This is a genomic window from Tepidimonas taiwanensis, assembly GCF_020162115.1.
GTDB lineage: Bacteria > Pseudomonadota > Gammaproteobacteria > Burkholderiales > Burkholderiaceae_C > Tepidimonas > Tepidimonas taiwanensis.
Map to the genome: position 1 here is coordinate 162,946 of NZ_CP083911.1, position 21,564 is coordinate 184,509.

The following is a 21,564-nucleotide window of genomic DNA, read 5'->3' on the forward strand; positions in this document are numbered from 1 at the left end:
ATGCCCGCCGAAGTTGACGTTTACGTCAACGTCAAGGCGTAAACCGCTGTCGGCGCGGGGTGTAGGGGCGTCCAGCCCCGCCCGGCCGTGATGGGAGCACCATGGCCAGCCAGACCACTTACACCATCGGCGATCTCGCGCGGGAGTTCGACCTCACCACGCGCGCGATCCGCTTCTACGAGGACATGGGCCTGCTGCAGCCCAAACGCACCGGACCCGGGGGGCGCAGCCGCGTGTACTCCGCGCGGGACCGCACGCGGCTCAAGCTCGTGCTGCGCGCCAAGCGGCTGGGGCTGAGCCTGTCGGAGGCCAAGGAGCTGATCGACATGTACGACAGCCCGCGCGACACCGGGCCGCAGCTGCGCAAATTCCTGGAGGTGCTCGCGGTGCACCGGCGGCAGATCGAGGACCAGATGGCCGACCTGCAGGCGACGCTGGACGAAATCAAGGCCCACGAAAAGGAGGCGCGCGCGCTGCTCGCCCGCTTGGGCGAGGGGGCGGCCAGCCCCGGAAAAGCGGCCTGACGCGCGTGCCGGACACGGCATAATTGACGTTTACGTAAACGTCAATAGGCGTTGGCAAAACGCGTTGCATCGAAGACCCTGCCCATGACCGCCACCACCGCCGAACTCGTCCACGTGGCGCCCGACGGCACGCGCCACCCGTGCGCCGTCATGCAGCAGACGCTGATGCCCGTGCCCAAAACCGAATGACACCCGCTACCCCTCACAGGAGACGACCCATGACGCATCTGCCCGGCCTCGACTTCCAGCTCGGCGAGGATATCGACGCCCTGCGCGACGCGGTGCGCGCCTTCGCCGCCGCCGAGATCGCGCCCCGCGCGGCCGAGATCGACCGCACCGACCAGTTCCCGATGGACCTGTGGCCCAAGATGGGCGAGCTCGGCGTGCTCGGCATCACGGTCGAGGAGACCTACGGCGGCGCGGGCATGGGGTATCTGGCGCACATGATCGCGATGGAGGAGATCAGCCGCGCCAGCGCCTCGGTGGGTTTGTCCTACGGTGCGCACTCCAACCTGTGCGTCAACCAGATCCGCCGCAACGGGACCGAGGCGCAAAAGCGCAAATACCTGCCCAAGCTGATCAGCGGTGAGCACGTCGGTGCGCTGGCGATGAGCGAGCCCGGCGCCGGTTCCGACGTCGTGAGCATGAAGCTGCGCGCCGAGGACAAGGGCGGCTACTACCTGCTCAACGGCAGCAAGATGTGGATCACCAACGGCCCGGACGCCGACACGCTGGTCGTGTATGCGAAGACCGAGCCGGAGCTGGGCGCGCGCGGCATCACCGCCTTCCTCATCGAAAAGGGGATGAAGGGCTTTTCGGTGGCGCAAAAGCTCGACAAGCTCGGCATGCGCGGCAGCCACACCGGCGAACTGGTGTTCGAGAATGTCGAGGTGCCGGCGGAGAATATCCTGGGCGGCCTCAACAACGGTGTGAAGGTGTTGATGAGCGGCCTGGACTACGAGCGCGCGGTGCTCGCCGCCGGGCCGGTCGGCATCATGCAGGCGGTGATGGACAACGTCATCCCCTACATCCACGACCGCAAGCAGTTCGGCCAGTCGATCGGTGAGTTCCAGCTCATCCAGGGCAAGGTGGCCGACATGTACACCACGCTGCAGGCGGCGCGCTCCTTCCTCTACACCGTGGGCAAGAACCTCGATCGGCTCGGCAGCGACCATGTGCGCCAGGTGCGCAAGGACTGCGCCAGCGTCATCCTGTGGTGCGCGGAGCAGGCCACGCGCATGGCCGGCGACGGCATCCAGATCTTCGGCGGCAACGGCTACATCAACGAGTATCCGCTGGGCCGGCTGTGGCGCGACGCCAAGCTGTATGAGATCGGCGCCGGCACCAGCGAGATCCGCCGCATGCTGATCGGGCGCGAGCTGTTCGCGGAGACGATGTAATGCCCTGGCGGCACCTGCTGGCGCACAACCGGGAGTGGGCCGCGCGGATGGAGGCCGAGCGGCCGGGGTTCTTCGCGCGCCTGGCCCAGCAGCAGTCGCCGCGCTATATGTGGATTGGCTGCTCCGACAGCCGCGTGCCCGCGAACCAGATCACGGGGCTGGAGCCCGGCGAGGTGTTCGTGCACCGCAACGTGGCCAACGTCGTGGTGCCCACCGACCTCAATTGCCTGAGCACCATCCAGTACGCGGTGGACATGCTGCGCGTGGAGCACCTGATGGTCGTCGGCCACTACGGCTGCGGCGGCGTGCAGGCGGCGCTGGAGGGCATCCGCGTCGGGCTGGCCGACAACTGGCTGCGGCACGTGCGCGACGTGGCGGACCGCCATCAGCGGTGGCTGCTGGCGGTGCCAGCCGAGCGCCGGCTGGACCTGCTGTGCGAGCTCAACGTCATCGAGCAGGTGCGGCACGTCGCGCAGTCGACGGTGCTGCAGGACGCCTGGGCACGCGGCCAGCCGGTGATGCTGCACGGCTGGGTCTATGGCCTCAAGGACGGCCTGCTGCAGGATCTGCGCTTGTCGATGGACAGCCCCGACCGGGTCGAGGCCGTCTACCGTGCGGCGTGCGAGGTGGCGGCGTGCCGCCATGGTGCCGATCTGTCATGATCGGGGCTGTTGCCGCACCCGAGACACCCGCCATGCTGCTGTCCCGACTCGACTCCCAGCTCGCCTACGACATCGCGCGCGCGATGATCGACGGCTTCAACCGCCACTACCGGCTGTTTCGCACCGAGTCCGCCCGCGCCAAGCACCGTTTCGAGACGGCGGACTGGGCCGGCCAGCAGCGCGCGCAGCGCGAGCGCATCGAGTTCTATGACCTGCGCGTGAAAGAGTGCGTCACGCGCCTGGAACGCGAGTTTCGCGCCTCGCAGCAGCCCATGGAGGTCTGGCAGCAAGTCAAGCTGCTCTACATCGGCATGCTGGTGGACCACCGCCAGCCGGAGCTGGCCGAGACCTTCTTCAACTCGGTCACGACCAAGATCCTGCACCGCAGCTACTTCCAGAACGATTTCATCTTCGTCCGCCCGGCGATCAGCACCGAATACATCGAGCCGGAGGACCCGAACGCCCACACCACCTACCGCTGCTACTACCCCAAGTCCGTCGACGAGCTGCCGGCCACGTTCACGCGCCTGATCGAGGATTTCGGCCTGCGCGTGCCGTTCGAGGATTTGGCGCGCGACGTCGGTGACGTCGTCGCGGGGCTGTTGCCGCTGTTCGACCACCGGCGGCTGCGTGCCAACTTCCAGATCCAGGTGCTCGACAGCCTGTTCTACCGCAACAAAGGCGCGTACGCGGTGGGCAAGCTCATCAACGGTTTTCAGGAGGTGCCGTTTGCGCTGCCCATCCTGCACGACGAGCAGGGGCGGCTCGTCATCGACGCGCTGCTGCACGGCGAGGACGACCTGCTGATGGTGTTCAGCTTCGCGCGCGCGTACTTCATGGTCGACATGGAAGTGCCCAGCGCGTACGTGCAGTTCCTGCGCAGCCTGATGCCGCGCAAGCCGCGCGCGGAGTTCTACAACGCGCTGGGCTTGGCCAAGCAGGGCAAGACACTCTTCTACCGCGACTTCCTCTACCACCTGCGGCACAGCACGGACCAGTTCCGCATCGCCCCCGGCATCAAGGGCATGGTGATGCTGGTGTTCGACCTGCCGAGTTTTCCGTTCGTCTTCAAGGTCATCAAGGACCGCTTCCCGCCGCAGAAGGAAACGACGCGCGAACAGATCCGCGCCAAGTACCAGCTCGTCAAGCAGCACGACCGGGTGGGGCGCATGGCCGACACGCTCGAGTTCTCCAACGTCGGCTTTCCGCGCGCGCGCTTCAGCGACGAGTTGATCGCCGAGCTGCTGGAGCACGCGCCGAGCCAGGTCGAGATCGGCGACCGCGACGGCGACGGCACGCAGGAGGTGCTGATTAAGCACGTCTACATCGAGCGGCGCATGATCCCGCTCAACATCTACCTGCAGGAGTGTTTCGACACACTGCAGCGCGATCCGAACGACGCGCGCGCGCGCCAGCAGCTCGAACACGCCGTCATCGAATACGGCAACGCGATCAAGGACCTGGTGGCGGCCAATATCTTCCCGGGCGACATGCTGTGGAAGAACTTCGGCATCACGCGCCACGGCAAGGTGGTTTTCTACGACTACGACGAGATCGAGTACATCACCGACTGCAACTTTCGCCGCGTGCCGCCGCCGCGCGACGAGGACGACGAGTTGTCGGGCGAGGTGTGGTACTCGGTCGGTCCGCACGATGTGTTCCCGGAGACGTTCGGGCCGTTCCTGCTGGCCAACCCCCTGGTGCGCGAGGTCTTCATGCGCCACCACGCGGACCTGCTCGACCCCGCCTACTGGCAGGCGCACAAGGAGCGCATCCTCGCCGGCCACGTGCACGACGTCTTCCCCTACGAGCGCGAGCGGCGCTTTCGCGCGCACCGCATCGTGCCCCTGTCCCCGACGGCGGAGGACGCCAGTGCGTCGGCCGCTTCCCCCTCCCCCCAACCGATAGGAGTGACCCCATGAGCCAAGCCGATCCGATCGTCATCGTCGGTGCCGCGCGCACCCCGATGGGCAGTTTCCAGGGTGATTTTTCGTCGCTGGCTGCGCATGACCTGGGCGCGGCGGCGATCCGCGCCGCCGTCGAGCGCGCCGGGATCGCCCCCGACGCGGTGGACGAGGTGCTGATGGGCAACTGCCTGATGGCCGGTCAGGGCCAGGCCCCGGCGCGCCAGGCGGCGCTCAAGGCCGGTCTGCCCAAGAGCGCCGGCGCGGTGACGCTGTCCAAGATGTGCGGCTCGGGCATGCGCGCCGCGATGTTCGCGCACGACATGCTGGTCGCCGGCACGGCCGACGTCGTCGTCGCCGGTGGCATGGAGAGCATGACCAACGCCCCGTACCTGCTGCTCAAGGGGCGCGGCGGCTACCGCATGGGGCACGATCGCGTCTTCGACCACATGATGCTCGACGGGCTGGAGGACGCCTACGAGCCCGGCCGCAGCATGGGCACGTTCGGCGAGGACTGCGCCGCCAAATACCAGTTCACCCGCGAGCAGCAGGACGCCTTTGCCACCGAGAGCGTGCGCCGCGCCCAGCGGGCGGTCGCGGACGGCAGCTTCGCCGCCGAGATCACCCCGGTGACGGTGAAGGACCGCGCGGGTGAGCGCGTCGTCGCCCAGGACGAGGGCCCGGGCAAGATCAAGCTCGACAAGATCCCGCAGCTCAAGCCCGCGTTCAAGAAGGATGGCACCATCACCGCGGCGTCGAGCTCTTCCATCAACGACGGCGCGGCCGCGCTGGTGCTGATGCGCGCCTCCACCGCCGCCAAGCTCGGCTGCCAGCCGCTGGCGCGCATCGTCGGCCACGCGGTGCATGCGCAGGAGCCGAACTGGTTCACCACCGCGCCGGTGGGCGCGACGCGCAAGCTGCTGGCCAAGATCGGCTGGCAGGTGTCGGACGTACAGCTGTGGGAGGTCAACGAAGCGTTCGCCGTCGTGCCGATGGCGCTGATGACCGAGCTGGGCGTGTCGCACGACATCGTCAACGTCAACGGCGGTGCCTGCGCGCTCGGGCACCCGATCGGCTGCAGCGGGGCGCGCATCATGGTCACGCTGATGCACGCGATGCGCGCGCGGGGTCTGAAGCGCGGTGTCGCCACGCTGTGCATCGGTGGCGGCGAGGGTACCGCCGTGGCGATCGAGATGCTGTGACGCGGCGATCGTGATTCGCGGGGCCCGCCGGGGCCCCGCTTGCCTTGTTCGCTGACCCTGCCGCCCGACAGGAGGTTTCGATGCTGCTCAGCCCCGATCAAGAGATGATTCGTGATGCGGTGCGCGCGTTCGCCCGCGAACAGCTCTGGCCCCATGCCGCGCGCTGGGACCGCGAGCACACCTTTCCGCACGAAGCGCACCGGGGGCTGGCGGCGCTGGGCTGCTACGGCGTGTGTGTGCCCACCGAGTACGGCGGGGCGGGACTGGACTACCTGAGCCTGGCCGTCGTACTGGAGGAGATCGCCGCGGGCGACGGCGGCACCAGCACTGCGATCAGCGTCAACAACTGCCCGGTGTGCGCGATCCTGCTGCGCTACGGCAGCGAGGCGCAAAAGCAGCGCTGGCTGGTACCGCTGGCGCAGGGGCAGATGCTCGGCGCTTTCTGCCTGACCGAGCCGCACGTGGGGTCGGACGCGGCCGCGCTGCGCACCACCGCGCGGCGCGAGGGCGACACCTACGTCCTCGACGGCGTCAAGCAGTTCATCACCAGCGGCAAAAACGGCCAGGTCGCCATCGTCATCGCCGTGACCGACAAGGCGGCGGGCAAGCGCGGCATGAGCGCCTTCATCGTCCCCACCGACACACCGGGCTACATCGTCGCGCGGCTGGAGGACAAGGTCGGCCAACACTCCAGCGACACCGCGCAGATCCGGCTGGAAAACTGCCGCATCCCGGTCGAGAACCGCATCGGCGAGGAGGGTGAGGGGTACAAAATCGCCTTGTCTGCGCTGGAGGGTGGGCGCATCGGCATCGCCGCGCAGAGCATCGGCATGGCGCGCAGCGCGCTCGAGGTGGCCATCGACTACGCCAAGCAGCGCGAGAGCTTCGGCAAGCCGATCTGGGAGCACCAGGCCGTGGGCTTCCGGCTGGCGGACGCGGCAGCCAAGCTGGAAGCGGCACGACAGCTCACCTGGCACGCGGCAGCGCTGCGCGATGCGGGGCGGCCCTGCCTGAAGGAGGCGGCGATGGCCAAGCTCATCGCCAGCGAGACGGCGGAGGGGGTGTGCTCCGTCGCGATCCAGACGCTGGGCGGCTACGGCTATGTCAGCGACTTTCCCGTCGAGCGCATCTGGCGCGACGTGCGCGTATGCCAGATCTACGAGGGCACGAGCGACGTGCAAAAGATCCTGATCCAGCGGGCGTTGTGATCGGGGCACCCCGACCTGCCTGGATGGGCGGGGGGCGGGGCTTGCACGCCGCGTTTGTGTGTGCTCTCCAGTCTGGTGTTCTCCAGTCTGGTTGACGACTCCATCGGCGAGCTCTACATTTCGATCCAAATTTGGAGCTGAGAAATGGAAACCATACTGGCCGATGTCGCCGTCAGCATGTCGGAATTCAAGAAGAACCCTGCCGCGGTGCTGCGGCACGCACACCGTCGTCCGGTGGCGGTCTTGAGTCACAACCGCCCCGCGTTCTACATGATCGAACCCCGACTGTTCGAGGACATCATGGAAGCGTTGGCGGATCAGGATCTGTACCGTCGGGCCGCCAGCCGTCTGGCCGAGAAAGGGCGGGCCGTCGAGGTGAACCTTGAGGACCTCTGACCCCCCTGGCGCGCAGCCACCGCAGCCGTACCGCTTGCATTTCATGCCGGAGGCACTGGAGGAGTGGCACCGTCTGGATGGATCGGTCAAGGCCAGCCTGAAAAAGCTGCTCAAAAAGCGTCTCGTACAGCCTCATGTACCCGGTGGTGCCCTGACGGGTCCGTTGGCGGGCTGCTACAAAATCAAGTTGCGCAAGCAAGGGGTGCGGTTGGTGTACGCGGTCGAGGACGACCGCCCCATCGTCCTGGTGCTGGCGATCGACAGACGGGAGCGCGACCAGGTTTACCGATCGGCCCTCGTACGCGTCTCTGCCCCGCCGGATCGGCCCAAAGGGCGATGACGGCCGCGGCGTCGCGGGTGCAGCTCTGACCGTATCCGCCGGCGTATCATCGGCGCCGTGAACATCATCATCTTTGGCGCGGGCCGGGTCGGCGAGAGCGTCGCCGAGAGCCTGGTCTCGGAGCAAAACGACATCACCGTCATCGACCAGGACCCGGCGCGCGTGCGCGCGCTGGAGGAACGGCTCGACCTGCGCGGCGTGGTCGGCAATGGCATCCAGCCGTCGGTGCTCGCCGAGGCGGGCGCGAAGGACGCCGACATGCTGATCGCCTGCGCGGCGCTGGACGAGTCCAACCTGGTCGTGTGCAAGGTGGCGCACGACGTTTTTCAGGTGCCGACGACGATCGCGCGCCTGCGCTCGCCCGAGTTCGAGGAGGGCAGCGAGCTGCTGGGCAAGAGCGGCTTCGCGGTGGATCACGTGATCTGTCCCGAGGAATCGGTGATGCGCACGATCCACCAGCTCATCGACTACCCCGAGGCGCTGCAGGTGGTGGAGTTTGCCGAGGGGCGGGTGTGCCTGATCGTCGTGCGCGCCACGGCGGGTGGCGCGCTGGTGGGGCACACGATCGGGGAGTTCCGCGAGCGCTTTCCGCAGGCGGAAATGCGCGTCGTGGCCCTGTACCGGCTCGACACCGAGATGGATGCCACCGCCCAGACGCGCATCCTGCCGGGGGACGAGGTGTTCGTGCTGGCCGCGAGCGACAAGATCCGGCTGGTGCTCGCGGCGATCCACAACATCGACAAGCCGGTGCAGCGCGTGATGATCGCCGGGGGCGGCAAGGTGGGGCTGCGGCTAGCGCGCTCGCTGATCGGGCAGTGTCAGGTCAAGATCATCGAGAGCAACGCCAAGCGTTGCGAATACCTGGCCAGCCAGCTCCCCTCCAGCACGTTGGTGCTGCACGGCGACAGCGTCGACGAAGAGCTGCTGGAGGAAGAGAACGTCGCCGACATGGACCTGTTTCTGGCGCTGACCAACGACGACGAGGACAACATCATGTCGGCGATGCTGGCCAAGCGGCTGGGGGCGCGGCGGGTGATGGCGCTGATCAACCGCCGGGCCTATGCCGAAATGATGCAGGGCAGCACGATCGACATCGCGATCTCACCGGCGCAGACGGTGATCGGCGAGTTGCTGGCGCACGTGCGCCGTGGCGACGTGGTGGCCGTGCACAGCCTGCGCCGCGGCGCGGCCGAAGCGCTGGAAGGCGTGGCGCGCGGTGACGTGAAGACCTCGCGACTGGTGGGCCGGCGGGTGGAGGAGGTCAAGCTGCCCAAGGGTGCGCGCATCGGCGCCATCGTGCGCGGCGAGGGACGCGACGCCGAGGTGCTGATGCCGCACCACGACACGCTGATCCAGGCCGACGACCACATCATCATCTTCATCCCCAACAAGCGGCTGGTGCGCGAGGTCGAAAAACTCTTCCAGGTCGGTGCCACCTTCTTCGGTTGACGACGCACCATGCCTTTCGTGCGCATCGCTCCCGTGCTGGGTGTTGTGGTCATGGTGTTCGCGCTGACCATGGCGGTGCCGTGGGCCGTGGCCGCGTCGCTGCACGATGGGGCCGCCGGCGTGTGGTCCGCCCCGATGCTCGGCACGCTGCTCGTGGGAGCGGGCGTGTGGGCCTGGGGGCGGCGGCGGGTGGGGGACGAGCCGGACCTGCTGCCGCGCGACGGGATGCTGCTGGTGGTCCTGGCGTGGACGGTGCTGCCGGCGGTGGCCGCCGTGCCGCTGTGGGTCTATTTCCGTGACACGGCGCAGCCGATCACCGTCACGCAGGCGTATTTCGAGACGATGTCGGCGCTGACCACCACCGGGGCCACCGTGCTCGTGGGGTTGGACGACCTGCCGCCCTCGATCAACCTGTGGCGCGGTCAGTTGCAGTGGATCGGGGGCATGGGCATCCTGGTGCTGGCGGTGGCGATTCTGCCGATGCTGGGCGTGGGCGGGCAGCTGTTCCGTGCCGAATCCACTGGGCCGATGAAGGACGCGCGGCTTACCCCGCGCATCCGCGAGACCGCCAAGGGCTTGTGGAGCGTGTACGCGGTGATTTCGCTGGCGTGCCTGCTGGCCTACCGCTGGGGGGGGATGTCGTGGCTGGATGCGTGGATCCACATGTTCACGACGATGAGCCTGGGGGGCATGTCGTCGCACGACGCGAGCTTTGCCCATTTCCAATCGCCGCGGCTGGAGTGGCTGGCGACCTTTTTCATGCTCGTGGCCAGCGGCAGTTTTGCGCTGTATTTCGCGGCAGTGGTCAAGCGCAGCCCGCTGCGTATCCTGCGCGATGCCGAGTGGCGCGGTACATGGTGGCTGATGCTGGCCTCCAGTGTCTTCATTGCCGCGTTGCTGGTGGTGCGCGGCACGGTGGCCGATCCGGGCGAGGCGCTGCGGCTGGCCGCGTTCAACGTCGTATCGGTGGCGTCCACCACCGGCTACGCCACCACGGACTATCTGCAGTGGCCGGTGTTTGCGCCGCTGTGGATGCTGATGCTCTCCGGCATGGCGACGAGCGCCGGCTCCACCGGGGCTGGCGTGAAGATGCTGCGCCTGCTGATCCTGCTCAAACTCGCGCGGCGCGAGCTGGCGCGCATCATCCATCCGCGGGTGGTCAATCCGGTCACGATCGGGGGGCGGGTGGTCGATGCGCCGACGGTGTATGGGGTGCTCGCCTTCATGCTGGTGTATGGTGGCACGATCGCGGTGCTGACGATGGCGATGCTGTTGACCGAGCTGCCGTTCGATACGGCTTTTTCGGCTGTGGTGACCTGCGTCAACAACACCGGGCCCGGTCTGGGGGAAGTCGGCCCTGTAGGGAATTACGCGGGCCTGACCTCGGTGCAGCTGTGGATCTGCGCGCTGGCAATGCTCATGGGGCGGCTGGAGATGCTGAGCTTTTTGGTGCTCTTCACGCCGGACTACTGGCGCAAATAGGGGGCGGCGATGCGGGTGGTGCAGACCCTGGGCCCGGCGCTGCACGTGTTTGCGCACGTGCTCACCGCGTTTGCGCTGGTGTTTCTGGTGCCGATGGGCTGGGCGTGGTTTCACGACGACCTGACGCACGAGTACCAGTGGGCGGTGTGCGCTGGGGTGACGCTGGTCAGCGGTGTCATCCTGTGGGCGCTCACGCGCGCGTATCGGTGTGAGCTGCAGGCGCGCGACGGCTTTTTGCTGGTCAACCTGGTGTGGCTGGTGCTGCCGGCGTATTCGGCGTTGCCGCTGATGTTGATGGTGCCGGGCATCACGTGGCACCAGGCGTATTTCGAGGCGATGAGCGCACTCACCGCCACCGGGGCGACCGCGCTGTCGGGGCTGGAGCGGCTGCCGGTGTCGGTCAACGTGTGGCGCTGTTTCTTGCAGTACGTCGGCGGGCTGGGCGTGATGCTGCTGGTGGTGGCGGTGCTGCCAATGTTGGGGCTGGGCGGCATGCAGCTCTACAAGGCCGAGACGCCCGGCCCGATGAAGGACCAGAAGCTCACGCCGCGTATCGCGGAGACGGCGCGCGGCCTGTGGGCGGTGTACTTCGGCTTTTCGGTGCTGTGCCTGCTCGCGTACCGCTGGGCCGGGATGGGCTGGGCGGATGCGTTCATGCACATGTGCTCGACGATGGGGCTGGCGGGGTTTTCCTCGTACGACGCGAGCATCGGGCACTTCCAGTCCCCCGCGGTGGAGTGGGTGGCGGTGGTGTTCATGGCGCTGGCGGGCATCAGCTTCCTGCGCTACTTCATGGTGCTGCGGGGGCTGACCTTGCGGCCGCTGTGGAGCGACCGCGAAATCCGCACCTACGCGGTCGTGCTGCTCGGCGCCATCGCGCTGGTGACGCTGGTGCTGCTGGCGCAGCGCGTCTATCCGGACGCGCCCACGGCGCTGCGCATGGCGGCCTTTCACGTGCTGTCGCTGGCCACCACCACGGGCTATGCCAGCACGGATTACCTGCAGTGGCCCCCGTTCATCCCGGTGTTGCTGCTGTTCCTCGGGACGTTCGTCTCCTGCGCCGGCTCCACCGGTGGCGGCATCAAGATGGTGCGCATGGTGCTGCTCATCAAGCAGGCGCGGCGGGAGCTGGTGCGCATCATCCACCCGCACGTGGTCAATCCGGTGACCCTCGGCGGACAGGCCGTGCCTGCGCAGGTGATGAACGCCGTGCTCGGTTTCATGTTGATCTACGGCGCGGCGACGATGGGGTTGACCTTCCTGCTGCTGTTGTCGGGGTTGGATCTGGTGACGGCCCTGTCCGCGGTCGTTGCCACGGTCAACAACATTGGCCCCGGCTTGGGTGAGGTGGGACCGGCGGGCAACTACGGCGGGCTGACGCCGTTTCAGCTCTGGGTGCTCAGTTTTGCCATGCTGCTGGGGCGGCTGGAACTGCTGACGGTGCTGGTGCTGTTCACGCGCGCGTTCTGGCGGCGCTGAAACCGCGCTTGCGCGTCATCCGGCCCCCAGAACCCAACCGGCGGCGGCGCACAGACCGGCCAGGGCCCACGCGGGCACGCGGCCGGTGAGCAGCAGCATCAGCGCCGCCGCGGCGCCCACCGCCGATGCGGGGCCATCGATCGCACTGCGCCCCGCGTGGACGAGGGCCGCGGCGAGCAGTCCGACGACCCCCGCGTGCACCCCGTCCAGCAGCGGGCGCAGCGCAGGGTACTGGCGCCAGCGGGTCCAGCCGGGCAGCGTGCCGACCAGAATCAGGAACGCCGGCGCGTAGATGGCGGCCAGCGCCACCGCCGCACCGGGCCAGCCCCCGAGCGGCGGCGCCAGCGCCGCGCCCACGTAGCTGGCGATCGTCAACAGCGGCCCGGGCATCGCCTGGACCGCGCCGTAGCCGGCCAGGAAGGTGGCGGCGTCGATCCAGCCCGGGCCGACCACCTCGGCCTGGATCAGCGGCAACACCACGTGCCCCCCGCCGAAAATGAGCGCGCCGATGCGGTAGAACGCGTCGACCACGGGCCACCACCCGCCGGGCGCCCCCTGCGCCAACAGCGGCAGCACCCCAAGCCCCGCTGCGAACAGGCCGAGCCCGACCCAGCCGGCGCGGCGTCCCACCCGCAGGGGCAACGGGTGAACGGCGGGCGGCGGCGCCCCGTGGCGCAGGGTGATGTGGCCGAACCCAGCGCTGAGGGCGATCAACACCGGCTGCATCCACGCGTGGGACCATCCCAGCGCCACGGCGGCGACGAGCACCGCCCAGAACCGGCGCCGGGCGTCCGGTGCATACGCGCCCGCCATGCCCCACACCGCATGCGCCACCACCGCCACGGCGGCCACCATCAGCCCCTGCAACACACCGGGCGGCACGCGCGCCCCGGGCGCCGCCAGCCAGAGGGCGAGCGCCGCCATCGCGATCGCCGAGGGCAGGGTGAACCCCGCCCACGCCGCCAGCGCGCCGGGATAGCCCTGCCGCAGCAGCCCCAGCGCCATGCCCACCTGGCTGCTGGCCGGACCCGGCAAGATCTGGCACAGCGCGACCAGATCGCCATAGGCGCGCGCATCGAGCCAAGCACGGCGCTGCACGAACTCGCGCCGGAACACCTCCAGATGCGCGACCGGCCCGCCGAAACTGGTCAGCCCCAGGCGCAGGAAGCAGGCGGCGATGGCGAGGCATTCACGGGCGCGGTGCGATGGCGTCATCCCGTGATCATGCCCCATCTCTGTGCGAGGCGGAGGGTAAGGAGGGTTTTACGGTTCGCGGCGATCCGCGACAGGAGGCGATCGGTGGCAGGCAGCGAGCGCCGTGGTGCACCGCCACCGCCACCGACACCGTGTTAAGCAGCGGGCGTCGCTGCCATCGCCCGATCCGGTGCACCGACGGGGTGCGGCGGGAGCCGGGTTGCACCGCGCCTGTGCGCGCGCCCGCGCAGCGGATGCGAGCGGAACCCCGACGTGGCGATCGCGAAGCATGCGCGGGTGTGGGGGAACGGATCAATGCCCGGTCCGCGGACCGTGTGGCACGGGGTTTGCTTGGTCTTGGGCGCGAGAGGGCCTCGGTCATGCGGGCCCGCAAGGTCGCTAGGGTTCCGGTCCCGCTTGGGATGTCTGGTCCGAGAGCGACCGGTTCCGCCGCTGGCGGGGCTCCACGGAGGGACAAAAGCCCGGGAGGTCGCGATGACGCATCGCCCTCTCGGACCGTTCAACCCTCAGGAGCCAGACATGTCGCTGCTAAACCGCTTCTCCCGCCGTCTGATGGCCGTCGCCGTGATGGCCGGCACCTTGGCCGTGTCGCTGCCCGTTGCGGCGCAGGTTCGGGTCGGTGTCTCCGACTGGCCGGGCTGGGTGGCGTGGTACATCGCCGAGAAAAAGGGGTTTTTCAAGAAACACGGGGCGGACGTCAAACTGGTGTGGTTTGCCAACTACACCGATTCGATCAGCGCGTTGTCCGCGGGTCAGCTCGACGCCAACTCACAGACCTGGAGCGACACGATGGCGCCGCTGGCGAAGGGTATTGCCCTGAAAGCCATCCTGGTCAATGACAACTCGGCAGGCAACGACGCGCTGATGGTGGGCCCGGGCATCCGGTCGTTCGCCGATCTGAAGGGCAAGAAGATCGCGCTGGAGGAGTACAGCGTCTCGCATTTCCTGCTGACGCTGGCGCTGGCCAAAAACAGCATGACCCTCAAGGACGTGCAGGTGGTCAACCTGTCGGCGGGGGACGCCGCGGCCGCCTTCATGGCCGGTCGCGTCGATGCCGCGGTCGTGTGGAACCCGTGGGTCAACACCATCCAGACCAGCGGCAAGGGCAAGCCGTTGTTCACATCGGCGGATGTGCCCGGCATGATTCCGGACCTGCTGGTCGCGCAGGAAAAGTCGCTCAAGGCGAAGCGCAAGGATTTCCTCGGGATGATCCGCGCCTGGTACGACGTCGAGCGATTCATCCGGGATAACCCGGACGAGGCCACCCGCATCATGGCCAAGGTGGTCGGCATGGACCCGAAGGACTACAAGGTTTTCCTGCCCGGCACGAAATTCTTCGACCAGCCGGCCAACCTGAAGGCGTTCGGTCCGGCGTCCGATCCCACCTCGCTGCTCGGCGTGGCGCCGACGATCAGCAAGTTCCTGCTCGACAACAAGCTGATGGAGGGCAAGGTCGATTACGCCCGAGGCATCGATGCCTCGCTGGTCCGGGAAGTCGCGGGCGTCAAATGATCCGTAGGGGGAGCCGTCACCATGACCACCCGACCCAGGGCCCACGAGCGTCGGCCCGGTATCTGGACCATCCGTGGCCCGCTGACCCGTCGGCAGTACTGGTTGTTCGCCGCGCTGGGGCTGCTGGTGCCCTTCACGCTGTGGTGGGGCGCGTCGAGCGTGCTGGGGGTGGACAAGGTGTTCCTGCCGGGGCCAGCGGATGTCTATCACCGGCTCATCAGCTGGTTCACCGACGAGGGCCTGCTGTCCGACGTCTGGATCAGCGTCTACCGCGTGACCATGGGCTTCCTGCTGTCAGCGGTGATCGCCCTGCCGCTGGCGCTGCTGATCGGCACGTTCCGATCGGTGCAGGCGCTGCTGGAGCCGCTCACCGACTTCATCCGCTATATGCCGGCGGTGGCCTTCATTCCGCTGGTCATGCTGTGGGTCGGCATCGAGGAGTCGTCCAAGATCGCCATCATCTGGATCGGCACCTTTTTCCAGATGGTGCTGATGATGGCCGAGGACGTACGGCGGGTGCCGTTGGCGCAGATCGAGGCCGCGCAAACGATGGGCGCCTCGACGCGCGAAATCGTCGAGCTCGTGATCCTGCCGTCGGCCAAACCGGCGCTGCTCGATACGCTGCGGGTGACGATGGGATGGGCGTGGACCTACCTGGTCGTGGCGGAACTCGTGGCGGCCAACTCCGGCCTCGGCTACGCGATCCTGAAAGCGCAGCGGTTTTTGCAGACCGACAAGATCTTCGTCGGCATTCTGCTCATCGGCCTCATCGGGCTGGTGATGGACCAACTGTTTCGCTTTGCCCATCGCAAGGCGTTCCCGTGGCTCTACCTGCGGTGACCACCATGCCGTCCAAGATCTCGATCCAACACGTCGGCAAGGTGTTCGGCGACGGCCGCCACGCGGTGGAGGCCTTGCGGGACGTGAGCCTGGATGTGGCCGACAACGAATTCGTCACCTTCGTCGGGGCGTCGGGCTGCGGCAAGTCGACGCTGCTGCGCATCATTGGCGGACTGGAGCACCACACCGCCGGGGAAGTCCTGGTGGACGGGCGGCCGATCCGCGGGCCGGGCGCCGACCGCGCCATGGTGTTCCAGCACTACAGCCTCTACCCCTGGCTGTCGGTGACGGAGAACATCAAGTTCAGCCGTCGTCTGCGCCACGGGCGCGAGTCCCTGACCGAGGCCGACGTCGAGGCGGCGTCCGGCCGCGCCGATGCGCTGCTGGCCCTGATGGGACTGACCGCCGCGGCCCATGCGTGGCCCAATCAGCTCTCGGGCGGGATGCAACAACGCGTCGCCATCGCCCGTGCGCTGATGGGGCGGCCGCAGGTGTTGCTGATGGACGAGCCCTTTGGCGCCCTCGACGCGCAGACGCGCGAGGTGATGCACGACCTGATCCTGCACGTGCACCGCCTGGAAAAAACCACGATCGTCTTCGTCACCCACGACGTTGAAGAGGCGATCTACCTGGGCGGGCGCGTCGTGCTGATGGCGCCGCGGCCGGGGCGCATCGACACGATCTACGACGTGCCCCTGCCGGCCGAGCGCGAGCAGGACATGAAGCACACGCCGGAATTTCTCCGGCTCAAGAAGGCAATCCTCGCGCGCATCCGCGAGACCTCGGGCATGAAGACCGACCAGGACATGCTCGACCAGCTCAATCGGGGGCAGGCCGCGGCCTGAACCCCGTCTCTGCAAGGAGTCCCCATGGCGCAAAACCTCAACCCCATTCCTCCCGACCGGTTCCTGTGGGAAGAAAGGCTGCCCGGCGGCTGCCACTGGTCCGGCGTGATCCGGCGCGGCAACGCGCTGCGGCTGACCGATCTCAGCGGCCGCGCCAACGTCTCGGCGCTCTTCTACAACGCCGAGGAAAAACTCGAGCGCTACAACATGGCCGACACGCTGAAGGCGCAGCACACCGCCTACCTGACGCGGGGCCACGCACTCTACTCCGACATGGGCCACGTGCTGTGCTCGATCGTCGCGGACACCGCCGGATGGCATGACACGGTCTGTGGCGTCACGAGCGCCGAGCTGATCCGCGCGAAATACGGCGAAACGAGCTATCAGACGCACCGCAACGCGATGTACCGCAACGGCCGTGACGGCTTGCTGATCGAGCTCGGCAAGTGGGGGCTGGGCAAGCGTGACCTGGTGCCGAACGTGAATTTCTTCAGCAAGGTCGTCGCCGACGAGGATGGTTGCCTGCACTTCGACGTCGCACACGGGCGCCCCGGGGCCTGCGTCGACCTTCGCTTCGAGATGAACGTGCTGGTCGTGCTCTCCGCCGCGCCGCACCCGCTCGACCCGCGGCCCGACTACGCGCCGGGCGACGTGATGCTCACCGCGTGGCACGCCGGTGTGCCGGGGCCGGACGACGTCTGCCGCAACCACTGCCCGGAAAACCAGCGCGGCTTCTACCAGACCGAAATCCTGTTCTGCTGAGGTGCCACCATGACGACCTTCCGTCTCGTCGAAAGTCCACTCGATCCCGGCACGGCCATCTACGACGCCGTGGTCAAAGCGGGCGACCCCTGGCTGCACGAAATCCGCAAGGGCCAAGTGTTGCGCATCCTCGACCTGGAGGGCAACCAGGCGGTGGACACGCTGTTCTACAACCTGCACAACCCCGAGGAGCGTTACAGCGCCGCGGACACGGTGCGCGCGCAGGGCGCGCTGTACCTGACCGCGGGCACCCAGCTGATGTCGTCCGAAGGCCGCGTGATGCTGACCATCACTGCCGACACGTGTGGCCGCCACGATACGCTCGGGGGCGCCTGTTCCTGCGAGAGCAATGTCGTGCGCTACGCACTGGACAAGCGGCCGATGCACTCCTGCCGCGACAGTTTCCTCCACGCGCTCGCCCAGTACGACGGGGGGCTCACCAAGCGCGACCTTACAAGCAACATCAATTTCTTCATGAACGTGCCGGTGACCCCGCAAGGGGGGCTGACCTTTGCGGACGGCGTATCGGCCCCCGGCAAGTACGTCGAGATGCGCGCCGAGATGGACGTACTGTGCCTGATCTCCAACTGCCCGCAGCTCAACAACCCCTGCAACGCGTACAACCCCACGCCCATCCGGGTGTTGATCTGGGACGCGCCCCATTCGTGACCTTGACCGGCGTCGGGACGACCCGCCGCCGCCCCTCGCATGCGGGACGGCCCGCCAGCCCTGAAGATGTTCCAACGAGTCCTCATCGGTAACCGCGGTGCCATCGCCTGCCGCATCATCCGCACGCTGCGACGCATGGGGGTGCAGTCCGTGGCCGTGTATTCGGAAGCCGACCGCCACAGCATGCACGTGCGGCTCGCAGAAGAAGCGGTCGAGATCGGCCCGGCACCTGCCGCCCACAGCTACCTGCGGGTGGACAAGATCCTGGAGGCCGCGATCGCCACCGGGGCCGAGGCCATCCACCCCGGCTACGGTTTCCTGTCGGAAAACCCGGGGTTTGCCGAGGCCTGCGCGGCCGCGGGCATCGCCTTCATCGGCCCGACACCGGCGCAGATGCGCGCCTTCGGTCTCAAGCACACGGCGCGCGCACTGGCCGCGCAAAACGGCGTGCCGCTGTTGCCGGGCTCTGGGCTGCTGACCGACGCGGGGCACGCGCAGGCCGAGGCCGCACGCATCGGCTACCCGGTGATGCTCAAGAGCACCGCCGGCGGTGGCGGCATCGGCATGCGCCTCGTCTGGAGCGCGGACGAGCTGAAGGAGGCCTTCGAATCGGTCGATCGCCTCGCGCGCGCCAATTTCAAGGAAGCGGGCCTCTTCCTGGAGAAATACGTCGAGCATGCGCGCCACATCGAGGTGCAGATCTTCGGCGACGGCAAGGGCTATGTGGTGGCGCTGGGCGAGCGCGATTGCTCGGTGCAGCGGCGCAACCAGAAGGTGATCGAGGAGACGCCGGCGCCGGGCCTGACCGATGCGCAGCGGAAAAACCTGCTCGCCACGGCCGTGCGGCTCGGCGAGGCGGTCGGCTACCGCTCGGCCGGCACGGTGGAGTTCGTCTGTGACGCCATGAGCGGCGAATTCTATTTCCTGGAGGTGAACACGCGCCTGCAGGTCGAGCATGGCGTCACCGAGGAAGTCACCGGGGTGGATCTGGTCGAGTGGATGGTGCGGGAGGCCGCCGGCGAGCTCGATCTTTCGAACTTCGAGGTATCGCCGCAGGGCTCGTCCATCCAGGTGCGGCTCTATGCCGAGGATCCGGCCAAGGATTTCCAGCCCTCGTCCGGTGTACTGACCGAAGTCGTATTCCCCACCGACGCCCGCGTGGAAACCTGGGTCGAGCGCGGCGCCGAAGTGCCGCCGTTCTACGACCCGATGCTGGCCAAGCTGATCGTCAAGGGACGCGACCGCGCCGAGGCGCTGGCGAAACTTACGCAGGCGCTCGCCGGCACGCGCGTGGCCGGCATCGAGACCAACCTCGACTACCTGCGCCAGGTCGTCGCCGATGCGGTCTTTGCCGAGGGCCGCCAGACCACGCGCTATCTGAACGCGTTTCGCTATCGCCCGGCGACGATCGAGGTGATCGAGCCGGGCGTGCAGTCGAGCGTGCAGGATTGGCCGGGGCGGATGGGCTACTGGGACGTGGGCGTGCCGCCGTCGGGGCCGATGGATCCGCTGGCGTTCCGGGTCGCCAACCGGCTGGTCGGCAACGCCGAGGGCACAGCCGGCCTCGAACTCACGCTCGCCGGCCCGACGCTGCGCTTTCACTGCGACGCCGTGATCGCGCTCGCCGGCGCCGAGATGGGGGCCACGCTGGACGGACGACCGCTCGCCAACTGGGCGGCCCATGCGGTCAAGGCCGGCAGCATCCTCAAACTGGGGGCGGTGCAGGGGGCGGGTTGCCGCGCCTATCTCGCGGTGCGCGGGGGCCTGGACGTGCCGGATTACCTGGGCAGCAAGTCCACCTTCACACTGGGGCAGTTTGGCGGCCACGCCGGCCGCACCCTGCGGGTGGGGGACGTGCTGCACATCACCCGGGCATCGGACGCTCCTGCCGCGTCTCTGCCGGCGGACCTGATCCCAACTTACACCCACGCGTGGGAAATCGGCGTGCTCTACGGCCCGCACGGTGCGCCGGATTTTTTCACCGACGCCGACATCGAGATGTTCTTTGCCACCGACTGGGAGGTGCATTACAACTCCAGCCGGACCGGCGTGCGGCTGATCGGCCCCAAGCCGCAATGGGCGCGCAAGGACGGCGGCGAGGCGGGCCTGCACCCCTCGAACATCCACGACAACGCGTACGCCATCGGCGCGGTCGATTTCACCGGCGACATGCCGGTGATCCTCGGGCCCGATGGGCCGAGCCTGGGGGGCTTCGTCTGCCCGGCGACCGTCGTGCAGGCGGAGCTGTGGAAGCTGGGGCAGTTGCGCCCCGGGGACACCGTGCGCTTCCAGCGCCTTTCCCAGGGCGAGGCGGAGCGCCTGGAGGCGGTGCAGGACGCCGCGATCGCGGCGCTCGCGCCACCCCCGGTGACGGCGTCCGCGCGCGCGGCCGCCGAGCCGCCGGCGGAAGCCGTTCTGCATCGCATCCCCGAAACCGAGAACCCGGTCGCCGTCGTCTACCGCCGCGCCGGCGACAAGTACCTGCTCGTCGAATACGGTCCGCTGGTGCTCGACCTGAACCTGCGCTTCCGCGTGCACGCGCTGATGACGCATCTGCAACGCGAGGCGATTCCCGGCATTCTCGATCTCACCCCGGGTATCCGTTCCCTGCAGGTGCATTACGACTCGCGCGTGCTGCCGCTGGCGAAGCTGATGGACCTGCTGCTCGCCGCGGAGAAGCGGCTGCCGGCCATCGAGGACATGGAGGTGCCGGCCCGCATCGTGCATCTGCCGCTGTCCTGGGACGACGCCGCGACCCGGCTTGCGATCGAGAAATACATGCAGTCGGTGCGCAAGGACGCGCCCTGGTGTCCGTCGAACATCGAGTTCATCCGCCGCATCAACGGGCTCGACAGCATTGAAGACGTGAAGCGCATCGTCTTCGAGGCGAGCTATCTGGTGCTGGGGCTGGGCGACGTCTACCTGGGCGCCCCGGTGGCCACCCCCATCGATCCGCGCCACCGCCTCGTCACCACGAAATACAACCCCGCGCGGACCTGGACACCGGAAAACGCCGTCGGCATCGGCGGCGCCTACCTGTGCATCTACGGGATGGAAGGCCCGGGCGGCTACCAGTTCGTCGGCCGTACGCTGCAGATGTGGAACCGCTGGCGGCAGACCGACGCGTTTACGGGCGGCAAGCCGTGGCTGTTGCGCTTCTTCGACCAGATCCGCTTCTACCCGGTGAGCGAATCCGAACTCCTGAAAATCCGCGAGGATTTTCCCCTCGGCCGTTACCCGCTGCGAATCGAGGAGACCACCTTCCGCCTGCGGGAGTACAACGCCTTCCTGCGGGAGAACGCCGCATCGATCGCGGCGTTCAAGGCGAAACAGCAGGCGGCGTTCGAGGCCGAGCGCGAGCGTTGGCGGCAAAGCGGTCAGGCGGATTACGCGACCGACCTGACGGTGGCGGAGGCGGCCCCTGACAGCGAGCTCGACCTGCCGGACAACGGCCGTGCCGTCGCGAGCGAGGTGGCCGGGAGTGTCTGGAAGGTGCACGTGCAGGAGGGCGCCGAGGTGAAGCGGGGCGATACGCTCATCGTCATCGAGTCGATGAAGATGGAGTTCGCCGTGCTCGCGCCCTGTGACGGGCGCGTGTACCGGGTGTATTGCCGTGAGGGCGGGCAGGTCGCCGCCGGGCAGGACCTGCTGGTGCTCGTCAGCGCGTGAGGTGAT

General features: G+C 67.9%; 18 protein-coding genes and 1 riboswitch. Of the genes, 17 read left to right on the forward strand and 1 reads right to left on the reverse strand.

The genetic code is table 11. From position 1 onward, the window contains the following. Positions 1–101 precede the first annotated feature (101 nt). The 11 genes from LCC91_RS00790 (at position 102) to LCC91_RS00840 (ending at position 12,046) form a co-directional block, all read left to right on the forward strand. Positions 102–524 carry a MerR family transcriptional regulator gene (locus tag LCC91_RS00790; RefSeq protein WP_043700438.1) on the forward strand — a complete coding sequence of 141 codons (423 nt, stop codon included), beginning with the start codon at positions 102–104 and terminating at the stop codon, positions 522–524. Positions 525–742: 218 nt separating this feature from the next. Then, positions 743–1,924, forward strand: a complete 1,182-nt coding sequence (locus LCC91_RS00795; protein WP_043700440.1) for an isovaleryl-CoA dehydrogenase — start codon at positions 743–745, stop codon at positions 1,922–1,924. Continuing rightward, positions 1,924–2,586 (forward strand): carbonate dehydratase, encoded by a 663-nt coding sequence (gene can, locus LCC91_RS00800; RefSeq protein ID WP_143897413.1) that lies wholly within the window; start codon positions 1,924–1,926, stop codon positions 2,584–2,586. Before LCC91_RS00795 ends, can begins: the two co-directional genes overlap by 1 nt. Positions 2,587–2,618: 32 nt before the next feature. After that, the gene (gene aceK / locus LCC91_RS00805) at positions 2,619–4,508 is read left to right on the forward strand and encodes a bifunctional isocitrate dehydrogenase kinase/phosphatase (RefSeq protein ID WP_052231522.1); all 1,890 of its coding nucleotides are present in this window, start codon (positions 2,619–2,621) and stop codon (positions 4,506–4,508) included. Continuing rightward, positions 4,505–5,692, forward strand: a complete 1,188-nt coding sequence (locus LCC91_RS00810; protein ID WP_043700444.1) for an acetyl-CoA C-acyltransferase — start codon at positions 4,505–4,507, stop codon at positions 5,690–5,692. Before aceK ends, LCC91_RS00810 begins: the two co-directional genes overlap by 4 nt. Before the next feature lie 80 nt (positions 5,693–5,772). Next, positions 5,773–6,900 carry an acyl-CoA dehydrogenase family protein gene (locus LCC91_RS00815; protein WP_043700447.1) on the forward strand — a complete coding sequence of 376 codons (1,128 nt, stop codon included), beginning with the start codon at positions 5,773–5,775 and terminating at the stop codon, positions 6,898–6,900. A 144-nt stretch (positions 6,901–7,044) separates the two neighbouring features. Next, positions 7,045–7,296 carry a type II toxin-antitoxin system Phd/YefM family antitoxin gene (locus LCC91_RS00820; protein ID WP_143897412.1) on the forward strand — a complete coding sequence of 84 codons (252 nt, stop codon included), beginning with the start codon at positions 7,045–7,047 and terminating at the stop codon, positions 7,294–7,296. Then, positions 7,283–7,636, forward strand: coding sequence for a type II toxin-antitoxin system RelE family toxin (locus tag LCC91_RS00825; protein ID WP_043700452.1), 354 nt, complete (start codon positions 7,283–7,285; stop codon positions 7,634–7,636). The genes LCC91_RS00820 and LCC91_RS00825 overlap by 14 nt, the downstream gene beginning before the upstream one ends. Positions 7,637–7,693: 57 nt before the next feature. Continuing rightward, on the forward strand, positions 7,694–9,085 hold the full coding sequence (trkA, locus tag LCC91_RS00830; RefSeq protein ID WP_043700454.1) for a Trk system potassium transporter TrkA: 1,392 nt from the start codon (positions 7,694–7,696) through the stop codon (positions 9,083–9,085). 9 nt (positions 9,086–9,094) lie between these two features. Beyond that, entirely contained in the window at positions 9,095–10,567 is a 1,473-nt protein-coding gene (locus LCC91_RS00835) for a TrkH family potassium uptake protein (protein ID WP_043700456.1), read from the forward strand. An 18-nt stretch (positions 10,568–10,585) separates the two neighbouring features. Beyond that, complete coding sequence (locus tag LCC91_RS00840; RefSeq protein ID WP_390612122.1) at positions 10,586–12,046, forward strand: TrkH family potassium uptake protein; 1,461 nt, start codon at positions 10,586–10,588, stop codon at positions 12,044–12,046. A 15-nt stretch (positions 12,047–12,061) separates the two neighbouring features. Here the strand turns inward: LCC91_RS00840 and chrA are convergent, their stop codons facing one another. Continuing rightward, positions 12,062–13,261 carry a chromate efflux transporter gene (gene chrA, locus LCC91_RS00845; protein WP_043700459.1) on the reverse strand — a complete coding sequence of 400 codons (1,200 nt, stop codon included), beginning with the start codon at positions 13,259–13,261 and terminating at the stop codon, positions 12,062–12,064. A gap of 367 nt (positions 13,262–13,628) precedes the next feature. Further along, a riboswitch (guanidine-I (ykkC/yxkD leader) is annotated at positions 13,629–13,731 on the forward strand. A gap of 4 nt (positions 13,732–13,735) precedes the next feature. Here chrA and LCC91_RS00850 point away from each other — a divergent pair. From LCC91_RS00850 to uca, 6 genes are all read left to right on the forward strand, one after another. Further along, entirely contained in the window at positions 13,736–14,773 is a 1,038-nt protein-coding gene (locus LCC91_RS00850; protein ID WP_224440977.1) for an ABC transporter substrate-binding protein, read from the forward strand. Positions 14,774–14,794: 21 nt separating this feature from the next. Beyond that, positions 14,795–15,613, forward strand: coding sequence for an ABC transporter permease (locus LCC91_RS00855; protein WP_043700462.1), 819 nt, complete (start codon positions 14,795–14,797; stop codon positions 15,611–15,613). A gap of 5 nt (positions 15,614–15,618) precedes the next feature. After that, a complete protein-coding gene (locus LCC91_RS00860; RefSeq protein ID WP_043700463.1) occupies positions 15,619–16,458 on the forward strand; it encodes an ABC transporter ATP-binding protein in 840 nt (279 codons plus the stop codon). 24 nt (positions 16,459–16,482) lie between these two features. Further along, positions 16,483–17,220, forward strand: coding sequence for an urea amidolyase associated protein UAAP1 (locus tag LCC91_RS00865; protein ID WP_043700466.1), 738 nt, complete (start codon positions 16,483–16,485; stop codon positions 17,218–17,220). Positions 17,221–17,229: 9 nt separating this feature from the next. Continuing rightward, positions 17,230–17,889: an urea amidolyase associated protein UAAP2 gene (locus tag LCC91_RS00870; RefSeq protein ID WP_043700469.1), complete on the forward strand. Its 660-nt coding sequence runs from the start codon at positions 17,230–17,232 to the stop codon at positions 17,887–17,889. 66 nt (positions 17,890–17,955) lie between these two features. Further along, on the forward strand, positions 17,956–21,558 hold the full coding sequence (gene uca / locus LCC91_RS00875) for an urea carboxylase (protein ID WP_143897410.1): 3,603 nt from the start codon (positions 17,956–17,958) through the stop codon (positions 21,556–21,558). Positions 21,559–21,564 lie beyond the last annotated feature (6 nt).